Origin of the sequence: Sutcliffiella horikoshii (assembly GCF_020524325.1) — a bacterium.
GTDB lineage: Bacteria > Bacillota > Bacilli > Bacillales > Bacillaceae_I > Sutcliffiella_A > Sutcliffiella_A horikoshii_D.
In genome coordinates, this window is the sequence record NZ_JAIVKY010000011.1 from 131,555 (window position 1) to 148,126 (window position 16,572).

Annotated in this window: 14 protein-coding genes and 1 other annotated feature; of the genes, 7 read left to right on the forward strand and 7 right to left on the reverse strand. The window is 40.0% G+C overall.

Annotation, left to right across the window (positions count from 1 at the left end):
• The first annotated feature begins 128 nt into the window (after positions 1 to 128).
• Both LC091_RS17260 and LC091_RS17265 read left to right on the forward strand, forming a co-directional pair.
• Positions 129 to 2,930 (forward strand): hybrid sensor histidine kinase/response regulator, encoded by a 2,802-nt coding sequence (locus LC091_RS17260; RefSeq protein WP_226683271.1) that lies wholly within the window; start codon positions 129 to 131, stop codon positions 2,928 to 2,930.
• A gap of 71 nt (positions 2,931 to 3,001) precedes the next feature.
• Positions 3,002 to 3,838, forward strand: coding sequence for a CheR family methyltransferase (locus LC091_RS17265; RefSeq protein ID WP_226683272.1), 837 nt, complete (start codon positions 3,002 to 3,004; stop codon positions 3,836 to 3,838).
• A 206-nt stretch (positions 3,839 to 4,044) separates the two neighbouring features.
• On the opposite strand, the gene LC091_RS17270 is transcribed toward LC091_RS17265, so the two are convergent.
• Complete coding sequence (locus tag LC091_RS17270) at positions 4,045 to 5,187, reverse strand: SpoIIE family protein phosphatase (protein WP_226683273.1); 1,143 nt, start codon at positions 5,185 to 5,187, stop codon at positions 4,045 to 4,047.
• 185 nt (positions 5,188 to 5,372) lie between these two features.
• On the opposite strand from LC091_RS17270, the gene LC091_RS17275 reads away from it, so the two are divergent.
• The 3 genes from LC091_RS17275 (at position 5,373) to nhaC (ending at position 9,155) form a co-directional block, all read left to right on the forward strand.
• A complete protein-coding gene (locus tag LC091_RS17275) occupies positions 5,373 to 6,122 on the forward strand; it encodes a YqcI/YcgG family protein (protein WP_226683274.1) in 750 nt (249 codons plus the stop codon).
• 107 nt (positions 6,123 to 6,229) lie between these two features.
• Positions 6,230 to 7,357, forward strand: coding sequence for a sensor histidine kinase (locus LC091_RS17280; RefSeq protein WP_226683275.1), 1,128 nt, complete (start codon positions 6,230 to 6,232; stop codon positions 7,355 to 7,357).
• A gap of 143 nt (positions 7,358 to 7,500) precedes the next feature.
• Positions 7,501 to 7,682 (forward strand) — a binding site (T-box leader).
• Between the two features lie 72 nt (positions 7,683 to 7,754).
• The gene (nhaC, locus tag LC091_RS17285; protein WP_226683276.1) at positions 7,755 to 9,155 is read left to right on the forward strand and encodes a Na+/H+ antiporter NhaC; all 1,401 of its coding nucleotides are present in this window, start codon (positions 7,755 to 7,757) and stop codon (positions 9,153 to 9,155) included.
• Positions 9,156 to 9,203: 48 nt separating this feature from the next.
• Here the strand turns inward: nhaC and LC091_RS17290 are convergent, their stop codons facing one another.
• Positions 9,204 to 10,712, reverse strand: a complete 1,509-nt coding sequence (locus LC091_RS17290) for a gluconokinase (protein WP_226683277.1) — start codon at positions 10,710 to 10,712, stop codon at positions 9,204 to 9,206.
• 488 nt (positions 10,713 to 11,200) lie between these two features.
• Here LC091_RS17290 and LC091_RS17295 point away from each other — a divergent pair, with 488 nt between their 5' ends.
• Together LC091_RS17295 and LC091_RS17300 are read left to right on the forward strand one after the other, a co-directional pair.
• Complete coding sequence (locus LC091_RS17295) at positions 11,201 to 11,731, forward strand: DoxX family protein (RefSeq protein WP_226683278.1); 531 nt, start codon at positions 11,201 to 11,203, stop codon at positions 11,729 to 11,731.
• 377 nt (positions 11,732 to 12,108) lie between these two features.
• Positions 12,109 to 12,558 (forward strand): DUF6194 family protein, encoded by a 450-nt coding sequence (locus LC091_RS17300; RefSeq protein WP_226683279.1) that lies wholly within the window; start codon positions 12,109 to 12,111, stop codon positions 12,556 to 12,558.
• Positions 12,559 to 12,850: 292 nt separating this feature from the next.
• Here the strand turns inward: LC091_RS17300 and LC091_RS17305 are convergent, their stop codons facing one another.
• The 5 genes from LC091_RS17305 to LC091_RS17325 form a co-directional block, all read right to left on the reverse strand.
• Entirely contained in the window at positions 12,851 to 13,048 is a 198-nt protein-coding gene (locus tag LC091_RS17305) for a YfhD family protein (RefSeq protein WP_088017384.1), read from the reverse strand.
• A 412-nt stretch (positions 13,049 to 13,460) separates the two neighbouring features.
• On the reverse strand, positions 13,461 to 13,583 hold the full coding sequence (locus tag LC091_RS17310) for a YfhE family protein (protein ID WP_226683280.1): 123 nt from the start codon (positions 13,581 to 13,583) through the stop codon (positions 13,461 to 13,463).
• A gap of 102 nt (positions 13,584 to 13,685) precedes the next feature.
• The gene (locus tag LC091_RS17315) at positions 13,686 to 14,249 is read right to left on the reverse strand and encodes a GNAT family N-acetyltransferase (RefSeq protein ID WP_226683281.1); all 564 of its coding nucleotides are present in this window, start codon (positions 14,247 to 14,249) and stop codon (positions 13,686 to 13,688) included.
• 235 nt (positions 14,250 to 14,484) lie between these two features.
• Positions 14,485 to 15,612, reverse strand: coding sequence for an amidohydrolase (locus tag LC091_RS17320; protein ID WP_226683282.1), 1,128 nt, complete (start codon positions 15,610 to 15,612; stop codon positions 14,485 to 14,487).
• 23 nt (positions 15,613 to 15,635) lie between these two features.
• Positions 15,636 to 16,547, reverse strand: coding sequence for a TIGR01777 family oxidoreductase (locus LC091_RS17325; protein ID WP_226683283.1), 912 nt, complete (start codon positions 16,545 to 16,547; stop codon positions 15,636 to 15,638).
• Between the last annotated feature and the right edge of the window lie 25 nt (positions 16,548 to 16,572).

A 16,572-nucleotide genomic window follows, 5' to 3' on the forward strand; every position in this document is an offset into this window, starting at 1 on the left:
CTAAGAAATGGATTTATACTTCTATATCGAGTATCCAAATTCGACCATCCTTTTCTCTTAATGGTATAATTAATTTATATATATGTGTACGTGTTTAGCATCAAAAACAAATGAAAGTGGGAGTTGCGGTGAGCTTTAAGAAAAAACAATTTGTCGGGTTGGGAATTACAGTAGTTTCGCTTGTTTTGCTATTATCTGTAATTTTATTAATGACCAATTCCATGAAGACAAATATGCTGGAAATAGTAGAGGACAGGTATTACAAAGTAAACAAAGCAACTGATATAAGGCAATTGTTCTATGAAACAGACAGACAGCTGCTGTTTGTTATCAATAGGGATGCCGAGGAGGATATTACTGATAACCTAGAAAGTATGGCAGAAAACAGAGAAGCCGCAAGGACCAACATCCTAGAATTGGAAGCTGTTTTAGATAGGAGCCAAACAAAAGCGTTAATAAATAGTATCCAAGAACGTTACAACTCCTATTGGAATATGGAGGAACAAATTGTTACCGAAATTAATAATGGTGCTTCAAATGAAGACCTGCAAGAAATCTATGTCTCTCAACTAGATACAAGATCAGCACTTCTGCAAGACATATCAGATTTTAAAGATTTGCAGGAGTCGTTTATGCAAGATACGTTATCTACCGCAAATGAAACCTATCAAAACCTTACGATTATAATGATAGCCGCAGTTATTCTATCGTTAATAGTAATAGTCGTAACCACGCTATGGGTAATTCGAAGCACCAACAGTCGCTTGGATGAAGTGAAAAATGGAATAAAGAATATTAACTATAAGGACCTTTCTGCTATGCCACGACTAAGCACAGATATTAAGGATGAAATTGGAGAAATATCGGTCGCTTTTAATACGATGGCTTCTTCGATTGAAACTTATCATAAGAAGGAAAAACAGTTCACAGAAGAAATCGGCAAACAGAATTGGGTGCAAAAAAACTCTGCAGATATTATTAATTTGTACCACCGAAATGTTTCCACAAACTCGCTTGCAGAAAAGTTCATTGCAACCTTGACACCTCTCATGGATGCAAAGCTTGGTGCTTTTTATCTGTTGGATGGAGAAGGAAAAGAAGAATCGTATAGAAAAATTGCGACATATGCCGACGGTGCAGAAGATATTGGTGGAGAAGCATATAAGCTTCGTGAAGGATTGGTAGGGCAGTGTGCTTGGGACAAGAAGGTGATTATCCTTGAAGATGTCCCTGAAGGTTATTCCGTCATAACGACAGGAATAGGCCATATTAAACCAAAGAGCATAATCATTGCTCCTGTCATCATAAAAGATGAAGTTATTGCTGTCATTGAAATGGCGACACTTACGGAATTTACAGAGACACATCGTCAACTTTTAAATAAAGTGCTCGAAACGCTTGGTATTGCTATTACGAACATTTTAGGAAGAATGGAAGTTGAGCGTCTGCTACTTGAATCACAAGCGCAGACAGAAGAGCTCCAATCTCAATCTGAAGAGTTGCAGGCTCAGTCAGAAGAGCTACAAACCCAGTCAGAAGAGCTTCGTATGATTAATGAACAGCTTGAAGAACGCTCTCGTGATGCAGAGCAGAAATCCGCAGATCTTCAAAAAGCGAAAACCGAGCTTGAAGAAAAAGCGAAACAGCTTCAACTTAGTTCCAAATATAAATCAGAGTTCCTAGCAAATATGTCCCATGAGCTTAGAACACCACTAAATAGCATTCTACTTTTATCCGAAATGTTGGCAGAAGATCCGGAAGACCAGCTGACAGATGAACAAAGGGAATTCTCTCGTGTCATCAATTCTTCTGGTCAGGATCTGCTGAATCTAATCAATGATATCCTGGATCTTTCTAAGGTCGAAGTGAAAAAGCTAGAAGTGATGTTTGGAGAAGTGAATGTGGAAGAGTTCATCAACCGATTGGAACTCCAATTCACCCATATTGCAAAGCATAAAAAACTTGATTACGAAATTGTTAGAGGCAATCAGTTACCGGATGTGTTTTTTACTGATGAACAGCGTCTTCAACAAATTGTTAAAAATTTACTTTCTAATGCCTTTAAGTTCACCGAACAAGGGAAAGTATCCGTGAAGATTGAAAAGGCTCCAAAAAGGGATATTCTAAGAGCGAATGTCAATGTAAAGGCAGACACTTGGTTGAAGATTTCCGTGGAAGATACTGGAATAGGTATTTCCAAGGACAAACAGTCCCTCATCTTTGAAGCATTCCATCAAGGCGATGGAGCGACTATGAGAAAGTACGGTGGAACCGGACTTGGCCTTTCCATCTCTAAGGAATTTTCCAACCTATTGGGAGGCAGTGTATTTGTGGAAAGCGAAGAGGGAGTAGGGAGTGTATTCACTCTATTAATTCCTAGCCTGCCAAAAGGTATGCCTCAATTGAAAGAAGTAGAGGCAGCTTGGCAAGAAGTAGCATCCACTACCGAAACAGAGTTGTTAGAAGAGGAAAACATGGTTCTAGATATGGCGAGTAAAGAAGAAGTCATCAGAGAGCCGCAAACAGTAAAAGAGGATGACATTTCCAATATCCTGAAAGGAAAGACGGTTGTGGTGGTAGATGATGACCATCGAAATGTCTATGCCCTTAACAATGCCCTGAATAAAGAGGATATGAACATATTAACAGCAGAAAACGGTTTGCAATGCCTGGATATTCTGCATGAAAATGAGCATGTAGATATTATTTTAATGGATATTATGATGCCGGTCATGGATGGTTATAAAGCTATCAAAACGATTCGTAATCTAGAAAGACATAAAGACGTTCCAATCATTGCCCTCACAGCGAAAGCGATGAAAGGTGATCGAGAAAAATGTCTGGAAGTGGGAGCTTCGGATTATATCAGCAAACCACTTAAACTAGATCAGCTTTTATCTGCGATGCGAGTTTGGGTCGCGAAAAATTAGGTTATAGACAAAAGGGACGGTTACGATATGTTGGATACAAGTAGCCGTCCCTTTTTGCAAGATACGAGATTTTGGAGGCAAGATTACAAGTGGACAAGCAAGACTTGGAGTTAGATTTATTCTTAACCGCAGTTTATCGGCTTTCGGGATTTGATTTTCGAAAATATATGATGTCTTCCATTATGAGAAGAGTGGAAAATAGATTAAGGCTGGAAGGGTTGAAAAACATCACTCAGTTAACAGAAAAAGTGATACACCACGATGTGTTTTTGAAAAAAGTATTAGATGATTTCTCTATCAATGTAACAGAGATGTTCCGGGATCCTTCCTTTTTCTTATCCTTCCGAGAAAAGGTAATTCCTCTTTTAAGAGATTTACCGGAAATTCGGGTCTGGCATGCAGGCTGCTCATCTGGAGAGGAAGCCTATTCCATGGCTATCCTTTTGGAAGAAGAGGGTATTGGGCATAAGTCGAAAATCTATGCAACCGACATGAATGAGAAGATACTGGAGAAAGCACAAAAGGGAGTCATCCCTCTATCCAAAATGAAGACCTATACGAAAAATTATATGCAAGCTGGCGGTAAAACGGCCTTTTCCGAATATTATCATTCTGATCATCAGTTTGCTTACATTAATGAAGACTTGTTGAATAGAATTGTATTTGCACAGCATAATCTTGTGACAGACCGTTCTTTCAATGAGTTTCATATAATTATTTGCCGTAATGTATTGATTTACTTTAACTTGGAGCTGCAGCATAATGTGATTCAATTGTTTCAGGAGAGTCTTGGAGCTGAAGGTTTCCTGGGGCTTGGGAGCAAAGAAGCGTTGCGTCTTGATGCACATCCTGGTTTTGAAGAGTTTGACTTGTATGATAAGATATACCGCAAAAAAACGGAGAGCTAGGATACTAATCCTGCTCTCCGTTTTTTATATTTAGGTTATCTAAATACATTGATTTCCCTTCCAAGCGCTTCGCTTGCCTGCGGGCGGTCCGTGAGCCTCCTCACTGCGTTGCGGGGTCTCACCTGTCCCTTCCTCCCGCGGGCGTCTGCGCGCTTTCCACTTCAATCAATGGATTATATTAACTGTATAATTCTATTCTAAGTTTATTATCTTGCCTGTATCATTACAACGCACATATCGTCTGATGCTCCTTTTCGCATGTCATCAGGTAAGATTAAATTAATAGGTTCTGGAATATTTGGTAGATCCCAGAGTTTTGACGCAGATTTAATGAACTGAGGGTATTGGTTCATACCCACCTTTTCCATCGTCTCTACCACACCATCTGTGTAAAGCATGATTTGAACAGAATCTTTGTAAGTGATCTTTGTCTTTTTAACATCCACGTTCTCGAAGAACCCAAGGGCGCATGTTCGATTAGACAGCTCCACTACTTCATCTTCATCAATGAGAGCAAAACCAGCGGGATGCCCAGCATTTACATATTCCATTGATTTTTCATTTGTATCGATGACAAGGTAAATAGCTGTAAAATAATATGGAATCTGCTGATTGCGTAAATTCAGCGCATGCATCCATCGATTCAATTCACTGATAACGAATTCAGGGTCTGCACATCCTCTGATAGAGTCTCGCAGTACAGAAGAAATGAACATGCATACTAAGGAAGCAGAAATTCCGTGTCCCATCATGTCTAGCAGTATGACCGCATATCTCGAATTGTCTATCTTATACCAATAGTACATGTCTCCTGCCAGTTTATAAGCAGGAATATAGGAGGCTTTCACAACAAATCTGTCTTCGATGATGGGTTCACTTAGAAGACTGTTTTGTACCTGTTGTGAGAGATCCAACTGATTTTTAATCTTTTCTGCATGCTTTTTATTTTTGTCTTTCTCCTGTTTCAGTCGAAGGACCACCCGGATACGCGCCAAAAGTTCTGTCTTGTTGATTGGCTTCATTACATAATCCAAGCCACCTGCATCCAATGCTTCTGCTACTTTATTAGAATCTTCTAGTGCCGTTACAAAAATGACAGGGATGTCTTTCAGGTGTGGAATAGTCTGGAGAGTTCTACACGCTTCAATACCATCAATTTCAGGCATCATGATATCCATTAAAATAATATCAACGGGCATTTTAGGCGACGCGGAATAATCATTATGTAAATATGCAAACATTTCATTTGCTGAAGTGAAGGATAAGTAATCTCTATATCCCGCTCTTTTTAAGATATTTTCTATAACGAATAAATTTACTTGGTTATCATCGACAATCAGTATGCCCATATCCTTTTCTCCTCTATCTTTCTAAAATTGTAAACACCCCACATATTAATACCCTTTTCTTAAAGAGATAAAACCTTTTCCCGAACATATTTTGCGTGAATGCTTGGCCATGTTTTGTCTGGTAGGTTTTAGGGTAGTTTGCTTGTTAGGAAGGTTCTTTAACTACTAACTCTAGAGGTGATGTAATGGAAACCGCAGTTCGTTCCACCAAAGGTAAGTTACTGACTAAGGAAGATATGACAAATGAGAAAATTGTACCCGAATGGGTTGTGCAAGAATATAAAAATTTCCGGGAAGTTGTAACAAATAAAACATTTCCTTGTTATTTTGGAATGAGTGCAGAGAAAAAAGGGGAACTTCGCTATTCCTATATTAGTCATGATAATTGGAACCATTTGCCGGATACTTTAAAAGAATTTAACGCGCTGTTTGATTCAGAGAAACCACTCGTTCGACATGGTCTATTTCTTTTTGTGGAGCCAGAGAAAGAAGAAAAAACTATACCATACTATCGGGAGTATTTCTGGGATATTTTGCAGTTTTTACATATGAAAGACGACCAGCCATGGCCTAAAGATTATCCTACAGACCCAGATCATCACCTGTGGGCCTTTTCTTTTGCAGAGGAGCCGTATTTTGTCTTTGGGAATGCTCCTGCCTACAAGCAGAGAAAGACTAGAGATTTAGGAAACAGTCTTATTCTGGGGTTTCAGCCAAGGAGAATATTTGAAGGACTTGAAGGTACGTCTAAGGGTGGTATCATGTCACGTGAGAAGGTAAGGGAGCGAGTGGAGAAATGGGATCAGCTCCCAACACACCCTAATATCAGTCATTACGGAGATCCAGATCATCGAGAATGGAAACAATATTTTATTGGAGACGATGCAAAGCCTATGGAAGGTAAATGTCCTTTCTCCATGATGAAAAATAAGTAGTATACAACTAACGACATTGACGTTCAGAATATTTTATCTTCTACATTAATTTTCTGTTATGATAGATATAGATTATCCGAAAATAACGTAGAAGGTGGCTGGCAAGTATGGACGCTGCTCAGAAACTCATTTTGTTTTTAGAAGAAAATCACGATCAATTTATCCGGAATTGGCGAAATAATAGTGTTATTTCGGAAGATGACATATACAAGGAAGAAGTAGAGCGAAACGGCAGGCAAATGTATCAGCTTATAAAAAAAGCCATTAAAGATCCTTTGACTGAGGAAGAAATCATCCAGCTCGCAAACAAGACGGCGCATGAACGAGTCCAAGCTAATGTAAACATCAGCGAGTTCGTTTTCAATGTGAACACGGGCAGGAGTGAGGTGGTGAAGTGGGTGTGGAATTCAGGCCTTCCAAGTGAGGAACTACAACCTTTCATTGATCAAATAAATGCCCTTTTTGATAAGTTTTCTTACCTTGCAGTTAGAAAGTACACGCAAATTAAAGAAAAACAGTTGGAAGAAAAAGAGCTATATATTAACCAAACACATAAAGAGAGACTTACTATCCTTGGGCAGATGAGTTCAAGTTTTGTCCATGAATTCAGAAACCCGTTAACATCTGTTATCGGGTTCACGAGGCTTTTGCAAAACGAACTTCCTGATCATCCGTATTTGGAGATTATGCGCCATGAACTGGACCAGCTAAATTATCGTATTTCTCAATTTTTACATGTTTCTAGAAAAGAATTGATTGAGAGTAAGAGAGAAGAAGTGAATCTGTCCTTCCTGTTGCAGGAATTAGTAGAATTTTTATATCCTAGTTTATTAGACGGAGATGTGGTCATTCAACTCGACATTGATCCATCCATAAACATGGTTGCAAATAAAGATGAATTAAGGCAGGTTTTTCTGAACTTGATTATTAATTCTATCGATGCGTTGCAGCAGATAAAGGAAGGACCAAGAACCATTTCAGTGGTATGTGTGGAAAATGGGGCATTTACCGAGTTATCCATTACTAATAACGGACCAAAAATTGAAGAAGAAGCGATCCACGCTATTTTTGAGCCGTTCTTTACTACCAAGGATTTAGGAACAGGCATAGGTCTGTATATTTGCAAAAAATTAATCGAAAAGCATAATGGGGAAATATATTGTCGATCGGATGATGACAAGACCAGCTTTGTTATTCGTTTACCCAACACTTTAAAAAATGAAAAATCCTCCTAAGCTCAGTGCAGGAGGATTTTTTTGTTGACAAGGGTTAAAATATGTATTATCTTAATAACAACACTTTAACACCTAAAAGCGTTTAAGCGTTTAAGTGTGTTAGCGAAATTTAGCCGAGTAGAGCTTAGTAGTTAAATAGATTGATGGCTATGTATAAAAGTAGTTTTCATTATTGCAGCAGAAAGAGACTGGATGGTTGGTGAAAATCCAGGTGTAGTGAAGATGAAGTACAATACATATTATTTTATAGCTATCATTACAGATGAGTGGGCAATCATTATTTTTGCCAATTAGGGTGGTACCGCGGAGCTTCTTCGTCCCTTGTTTTGGGGATGAAGAAGCTTTTTTAGTGCAAATTAATAGGTAGGCAATCTTACTTTTTATTGGAGGGAACATCATGGAGCAGCAAATACAAAAAGGAAAAACACACATTAGCGGACTTGCAGCTCTTAGCTTAATAGTAAGCATAATCGCTATCATTTCTATATCATTATTTATCTTCAAAGCAGAGCCTCAAATACCCATTTTTGTGAGTATAGTGGTCTTAATTTTATTTTCCATAGTCAAAGGCCATTCCTGGAATTTTATTGAAACAGGCTTGAAAAATGGATTAAAGGAAGGACTTACCCCCATCTTATTATTTATTCTAATTGGAATTTTAATTGGGGTGTGGATGTTGTCTGGTACCATCCCGACGTTTATCTACTACGGAGGCCAGGTCATCTCCGCTTCATTCTTCCTTCCGAGCGTGTTTATTATTACCGCAATAATCGGGATCAGCATCGGTAGCTCTTTCACTACTGCCGCGACGGTCGGAGTAGCCTTTATCTCGCTTGGAACAGGCATGGGGTTTAACCCGGCCATTGTAGCAGGAGCAATCATTTCGGGGGCTCTGTTAGGAGACAAGATGTCCCCACTATCAGATACAACGAATATAGCTTCTGCGGTATGCAAGGTCGATTTGTTTGAGCATATCCGTCACATGCTATGGACAACCATACCGGCAACGCTCATTTGTTTGGTGGCATTCGGAATCCTCTCTATAGGTAATGGCAGTGGGCAGATTGGAGATTTTGCAGAGTTGCCTAAGGTTTTAAAAGAGGAAGGTATGGTAAGTATTTGGGCATTAATCCCTGCTGTTGTCATGTTTGGAGTAGCGCTTAAACGTGTCCCTGCCATTTTTGTCATGATAGTCGGCATTATCGTTGGTTCTGTGATGGCATTCGTTCTTCAGCCAGGCGTTCAAGTTAGCCAACTTATGGATGTGATGCAAAATGGATATACCGGGGCAACAGGGGACGAAGCGATAGACAGTATTCTGACCAAGGGTGGCATCCAAAGCATGATGTGGTCGGTATCCCTTGTATTACTTACCCTAAGCATGGGTGGATTAATTCAACAGTTACGTATAATGGAACGCTTACTAATCATGATCCAATCATTTGTATCGTCCACTGGAAAATTGATTTTTGCCACCGTTGCAACAGCAATTGGAGTAAACGTAACAGTTGGAGAGCAGTATATGTCCATCATTTTGACTGGACAAGCCTTTGAAAAGGAATATGAGAAACAAGGAATTGCACCTAAAAACTTAGCTCGAGTACTAGAGGACGCAGGAACCGTCATTAACCCATTAATTCCATATGGAGTAAGTGGTGTGTTCATGGCAGGGGTGCTTGAAGTGCCTGTGTTGGATTACTTGCCATTTGCCCTCTTTTGCTTGGTTAGTCCGCTATTAAGCCTGTTTTATGGTTTTACTGGGATTAGTATTAGGAAGAGAGAACAAGCGAAAGCTTAAACAAAAGAGCGAGCAGTCATCAATGGCTGCTCGCTCTTTCTTTTATAGTCAGTATTGCAAACGATCGATTTCTGCAAATAATGGTTTGTTTTTATTATATAACTCACGGTAGAGGTGGTAGTATTCTTCGTACATGGCCACATTTCGGACTGTCGGCAATACCTCATGCTTAATTGGAATGGAGGATTTAATGGCTTCAAGGGATTCCACTTCTCCTAGTGCAAACATGCCAAGCCAGGCAGCGCCCCACGCCGTAGCATGTGTACTTTTTGGTAAAATGACAGTTTTGCGAAAAATATCTGCTGTCATCTGTACCCATAAAGGCGAACGAGCATAGCTACCGCTGACCATCAGCTTTTTAGTAGGATTTTCTTTTTCGTGAAGAGTCTCATGAATCTCATACATATTAAAGATTACACTTTCCATCACGCTTCGAATCATGTCAGCACTTGTATGCGAGAGGGTGAGGCCCATCCAGCCACCCTTTGCTTTAGCGTTCCACTTTGGAGCACGTTCTCCATTCATATGTGGCAGAAAAAATAGCCCGTTAGCCCCTGCGCTTGAAGTTGCCGCAAGAGCCTCGAGATCTGATACTTCCACTGTTTCTTTTTTGGTTAAGGAAGAGAATTGTCTTGCAAGCCAATGCATCAAAATTGTACCATTATTCGTTGCACCGCCAACAATACGACTTTCTTTCGTGAACGCATATTGAAAGGTTCGTTGTTCAGGGTCAATTGTTTTTTTTGTGGTGAATCTTCGAATAGCCCCACTGCTACCAATTGTTAAGGCAGTTTCTCCATCCTCTGTAGCGCCGACACCGATATTGGCAAGCACACCGCCACTGGCTCCGATGATAATGGGGGTAGAAGTATGTAGAAGCAATTCTTTTGAAATATCAGCCTTAAGTGGTCCAACTTGTGTTGTACAGGGAACCACTTTGGAGAGCTGGGACTCATTGATACCTGCTATGGCAAGTGCTTCTTCATCCCAATGGAGTGTATGGATGTTGAAAAGCCCTGTTGCAGATGCAATGGAATAATCCACTTGCCATGTCCCGCACCATTTGTATAAGATATATTCTTTTATAGAAACAAAGCGTGTTGCTTCATAATATGGCGTGTATTGATTCTCTTTCATCCATACAAGCTTCACAAAAGGTGACATGGGATGAATGGGGGTCCCTGTTTGCTCATATAAGTCCTGGCCGTAAGACTCCTTCATGATGGCAGCCTGGGGATAGCTTCTTCCGTCAGCCCAAGTAATCACGGGAGAAATCGGTTCGTTATACTCATTTATACAAATTATACTGTGCATAGGAGCAGAAATGCTTAGACCAATAATATCGTCTTGAGTGATTTTTATTTTACTGATAGAAGTGGAGATGGCATGACGCGCAGCACTCTCGATCTCCAAAGGATTTTGTTCAGAGTAATTAGGCTTCGGGCGATAAGTAGAATAGGCTTGCTCTGATTCAGAGACCACTTCTCCGTTTCTATTAAAAATGACAGATCTGGTCGTGGAGGTGCCAATATCCAATCCAATGACATAGTTGCTCATTATGTGCCACACCTCGCTTTATCGTAGTATCTTTATTTTAATCGTTGTGAGTAGTTAATATCAATCAGTTTGGAAAAGATAAGAGTTATTTCAGTATAGGAATTGATTAATGTGATTCTTGAAGTTTTATGGTTCTAAAGTCACGTTTCTAATCAGTTGTGCACAGTCAATTGCCATGATAGACGGGATATACACATGTTTATCCACATTATCAACAACATTCTGAAAATTTATCCACAAAATACTATTCAGAATTAAATAATTTGTTTATAGTGGTATAACAGGTTGTACTTTTTGTTAACAAAATAAATATTGCGAACAATTTGTGAACTCCATTGTAAATGATAGTAAATGGTTGTATAGTAAAGATAGAAAGTAAGTGAAAAACTTCACAAACTTTCTAAAGCAAAAGTAAGAGCTTGCCGGCTAAATTTTTTTACAGGTTATTGTGAAAAACTTCACAAACTGAATTGTAGGAGGAGTAAATCATGAAATGGTTACGTGGACCGAAAATGGCAATTCTTTGGACAGTTTTAAGAGTTTGGTTGGGGGTACAATGGCTGAAGGCCGGTTTGCCGAAAATAGGAACATTTGATGCAGAAGGATTTTTACATGGCGCAATCGTAAAAGCAGAAGGAGCGCACCCAGCGGTACAAGGTTGGTACGCAGGATTTCTTGAAGATGTAGCGTTGCCTAATGTTGGTTTAATCAACATCCTAATCCCATGGGGTGAAGTGCTGGTGGGGGTAGCACTCATACTTGGCTTAGCAACATTGCCGGCACTGTTGGCAGGGGCCTTCATGAACCTGAATTTCTTGCTTGCCGGAACAGTCAGCACAAACCCCGTATTATATACAATAGCGATTTTACTAATTGCAGCAGGCACAGCAGCTACCTTCTACGGGCTAGATCGCTTTGCGGTTAGATATATCAAAGAGAAAATGGAAGAGCGGAAGATGAAACGTACCGGTGGAAACGAACAAAAGACAAGGGATGGCGGTCATGCAGCGGCTCATTAATGGAATGAAGTTGAATGGAAAAGCAACGTGAGATGTTACTAAGTAGTTCGGTTTTTGTGGAGAAACATCGCAAATAGAACATAAAATATCATACCTTTTAACATGGGAAATAGCAGGACTGTTTTTATTGATATATCAACATTTTATAAGATATTCACAACAAAATATCATAAGAAATAGCACCCATAATAACAACTTGACAATGGCTATTGTCATTGTTCGAATTAGGGTGCTATTTTACTTGTAATTTGTTGTGTATCAGTCTATTGCGAAAAAAATCAAGGATTTATAACATTATATGGTAAAATACACTTAAAGATTGTGAAAATTTATTTATTAGAACTAACGAGGCAGGGATTTTGAAGATGGAGGTATTAATGAAAAGAGAGGAAATTATTAAATTTGTACAAAACACTTACACAGGTACAGTTGTAAATAACAATTGGGGTGAACAAGGAATATTTTATAATCCTGACTTGAAATTAGCCAAGGGAATATACATACTAACAATCAAGGACAAAGATGGACCTAACGACAAAGCCTCTAACTTAAATAGGGAAGATGTATATCGCTTAAATTTAGGGATTAAAAAAACTTCGTTTATTGAATTGTTTGGTTTCGTACCGCAACGTCCTACTGCTGGGAATATTGTTGAAATGGATTATGACTTTTCAATTGTAGATGAGATATTACCTCATCCTGTTTATGGGTGGATGTCTTGGATATCTGTATTAAGTCCATCTGAAGACACTTTTGAAAAAATTAAACCGTTTATTAATGAAGGATATGATTTAGCTGTTAAAAAGTATCAAAAAAAGAAGTTGTAAAGAAATGTCTTATTAAAGTAACGCTCTTATAATTAAATAAGAACAACACATTCATTAACAAAAAGCTTGGGATAACCCAAGCTTTTTGTTGTGTTGTGTTAATTGTATTTTTATTCACTTGCTATTTACGTTGCGTAAACGTATGTATTTTGGGTTGTAATTTTATGTTTTCTCCACATTATCTGAACTACTTAAGATGATATTTCAAAGCATATGGGACCGGAGGGTAAGTGCTTTTTTGTTGATAAAAAGCCGGGCATGATCTGGTTTAATCAAGCCCGGCAATGTGGAACTATCTAAAGGTATCCTTCTTGCTGTTCCGTTTAATTCCAGCTGCTGATGCGCGAGCTTGTGCTTCTAGGATTTCATTATCCGCATGCTGCTCGTTCGCGAATTCTGCATCTTGTGCAGCTTTTTTCATGTTCTTAGGTACTTGTGGAAGTGATGATTTGTTCTTGCCACCAGATTGATGTCCGCGTGAACGTCCCATTCGAAACCCTCCTAAGAAAATGCGATAGACATAAGGTACAAGCGCTTTTAAGTCCTTTATGCCTTCTTGAATAGGTTAACCTGAGAAGAGGAGGGTGATGTGAGGGAGATGTTGGAGAGGAAGAGGCGGACGGGATATTTGTAGCTGTACAGAATGTGGGATTTTTTGCGAATCGCCCGATTTTCTCAAAAATCGCCCGTAATTTTAAATTTTCGCCCGATTCCTCCAAAAAATCGCCCGTAAATCTTAAAAGTCGCCCGTAAAATCTAATTATCGCCCGATTATGGTCAATAATCGTCCGATTCAAAAATCGAGCAAGTCAAGTCCTACGAACGTGCCTCTGCAAATGAAAAACCCTTCCCCTTAGAGCGTAAAAACCCTAAAGGGAGGGTCAACCAAGTCAAGAACTATTCTATCTGCGTCTCTCCGTATATCCGCCTACTCGGTCTGCCATCTTAAACTCACGAGAGTAGGTAACTTCCTGTGTTTTGCTCAATGTAGTTTTCGTTTTTTCACGACGCTTTTTATCATTCACCAAGAATCCCTCCTTACTATCTGCATACCAACAGTTTTGGCTAAAAGGTGGGAAAATATACTAAAAACGCCTGCCCAATAACATAGGGCAGACGCAAAATTATTATGCTTCTTTTAACTGATGCTCTTCATGCAGCACTTCGTGTCCTGTGCGCAATTTGTATAGTGTATATTGGTCGCGAGAGATTTCGTACAGGTTGTATATATCTTCTCCGCCGTTAATTTCATCCAACAGGCTTTTGCGTGTTTCGTTTGCCAAAACGACATAAGGTAGCTTTTCAGCAGCTTTGGTAGAACGAACATTCACCTTGCGGATGCGCATGAAAATGGATTGAATATCGAGTTCGTAAAATAGTTCCTCGAAGAATTGATCTTTGGCAGGCTGATTGTAGCCTTTGCCATGGTATGGTTTGCCTAGCCAAGTGCCTAGGAAGCCAGCTCCGTCTTGCACGTCGAAAAGATTGATTGTTCCAATTGGAGTGCCCCACTCATCAAGAATGGTACGTGAAATCAATTCTCCGCGTTCTTCTGCTTCGATAGTCTGTTTTGTAAGGAAAAGAAACTCATCGTAGCAATACGCTTTATGACGCACAAAAGGGAAGACTTCAGGGTGCACCATTAACTCATAAAGAGTTTGAGATTCTTGGAAATCACGTTTTTTGAGCATGTCTAACCCTCCAATTGAGGGCAGAACTGTCACGTTCACGTGAAGACTGGCCCACCCTCGAAATTTTTTAAATTACAAAAAATTTCGGGGTGGGAATCGAACCCACTAGAACCAGTTTAACTGGTGGCGCACCATTTGCCTTCCCTAACATTTTAAACACAAATTGTTAGTTGATTTAATTTTGTTTACCTACGTATCATACTCGATTTTATTTAAAAAAGAAACAACTTTTTTGTTAATTTTTTTGGTAAATTATTTCACCTTCAACCATTGTCATGACAGGCTTTGCGAGGAATTGGAACGGGTGATGTGACCATAGTACCAAGTCGGCATCTTTTCCTGTTTCGATACTCCCAACCCGGTCAGAAACACTAAGGTTTTTAGCCGCAGTAATGGTGATACCCTCTAGTGCTTTTTGTTCATCTAAACCTTCCCTCACTGCCAATGCCGCACACATGTTTAAGTATTGGACAGGGGTGTAAGGATGGTCTGTTGTAATGGATACCTCAACACCTGCTTCTGCTAATGCCTGATAGGTTCTCCAGTTCTTGTTTTTTAGTTCAATCTTGGATCTCCTTGTCATTGTGGGACCAACACAGACTTTCATGTTTCGTCCTCGCAATTCGTTTGCGATTAGATGTCCTTCTGTACAATGCTCAATCGTAAAGCGTAGATTGAATTCATCGGCAAAACGGACAGCAGACATGATATCATCCGCCCTGTGAGCATGGATGCGAACAGGAATCTTCTGTTCAAGTGCCATTACAATCGGCTTTACCCGAAGGTTTTCGGGATTGTCGTAATATTTTGCTTGATAAAAGGCTTCGCGAAGCATGCCCATTATCCCCATACGTGTAATGGAATCCTTATTGCCCTGACTGTGAATGCGCTTCGGATTTTCTCCAAACGCAACCTTGAGACCTGCAGTTTCCTGAATGATCATTTTGGAAATGTTGACACCATGAGTTTTGATTACCGAGGTGGTTCCACCAATAACATTCGCACTACCTGGCATGATGTGAACGGTTGTGATTCCATACTGGATGGCATCTTGGAAACCAGGATCAAAAGGGTGGACACCGTCGAGCGCACGAATATGCGGAGTCAACGGTTCGACTGTTTCATTGGCGTCATTTCCTGCCCACCCGGTTCCTTCATCATATAAGCCAAGATGGGTGTGCACATCAATAAATCCAGGGAATAAAAATTTTTCCTTACATTCTATCACTTTCCCATTTTCAGGGACTGCTAATCCTTTGCCAATCATCTTTATTTTGCCATTTTCGGTAATCACATCTCCGTTGTAAATTGGGGGTGATGTGACGGGATAGACGGTCGCGTTTCGAAACATAACGATTCCCATAGAAGACTCCTAATTTTCTGTCATTACTTTGATTGTAATATGTCGGACAGAGCGTCATCAAGATGGGAAAATAAAAAAATATAGCCCTTATCCTCTAATTTTGCCGGCAGCACCTTTTGACCTTCCAGTACGAGCACACTCATTTCTCCAAGAGCCACCTTCAGAGCGAAACCAGGCGTTGGGAACCAGTGTGGGCGGCCCATCACTTTTCCGAGCGTTTTACCAAAGTCTTTCATTTGTTTTGGCTGGGGCGCAACTACATTCACAGGCCCTTCTAACTCTGTATTTTCCAAACAAAAAGCAATCGCTCCAACTACATCTCTGATATGAACCCAAGACATCCATTGTTCACCAGAGCCGATTTTACCGCCAACGAACATTTTGTAAGGCAGCATCATCCTTGGCAGGGCACCTTCGTCTTTATCCAAAACAATGCCAAAACGGGTGAAAACAGTGCGGACACCTTCAGTTTTCACATGCTCCGCTTCTTTTTCCCAGGCGTAGACAGTCGAAGCAAGAAAATCTGATCCGGGAGTAGTGTCTTTCTCGGTAAATGTCTGTGTTTGCGAGGTACCGTAATAGCCAATGGCACTTGCATTCACCAAAACTTCCGGTTTCTTTTGCAGTGAGCCGATAATTCGATTAATTTCTTTCGTGGAAGAAATGCGGCTCCCAATAATTTTCTTTTTCTGCTCTTCCGTCCAGCGACCACTGTTGATCGATTCGCCAGCTAGGTTAACAAAAGCATCTATTCCATCCAAACTTGTTTCCGGGGAAGAAGAATCTTTTAGCCACTCTACATAGGTGACCTTTGCTTTTTCCTTTTTATTCGAGGTGTTTCGCGTTAAAATAAAGATAGTATGTCCTTTATCAATTAAATTGTCTGTCAGTGCTTGACCAACAAGCCCCGTACCGCCTGCAATGGCAATCTTCATCTATATCACCCTCCATAGAGAATAT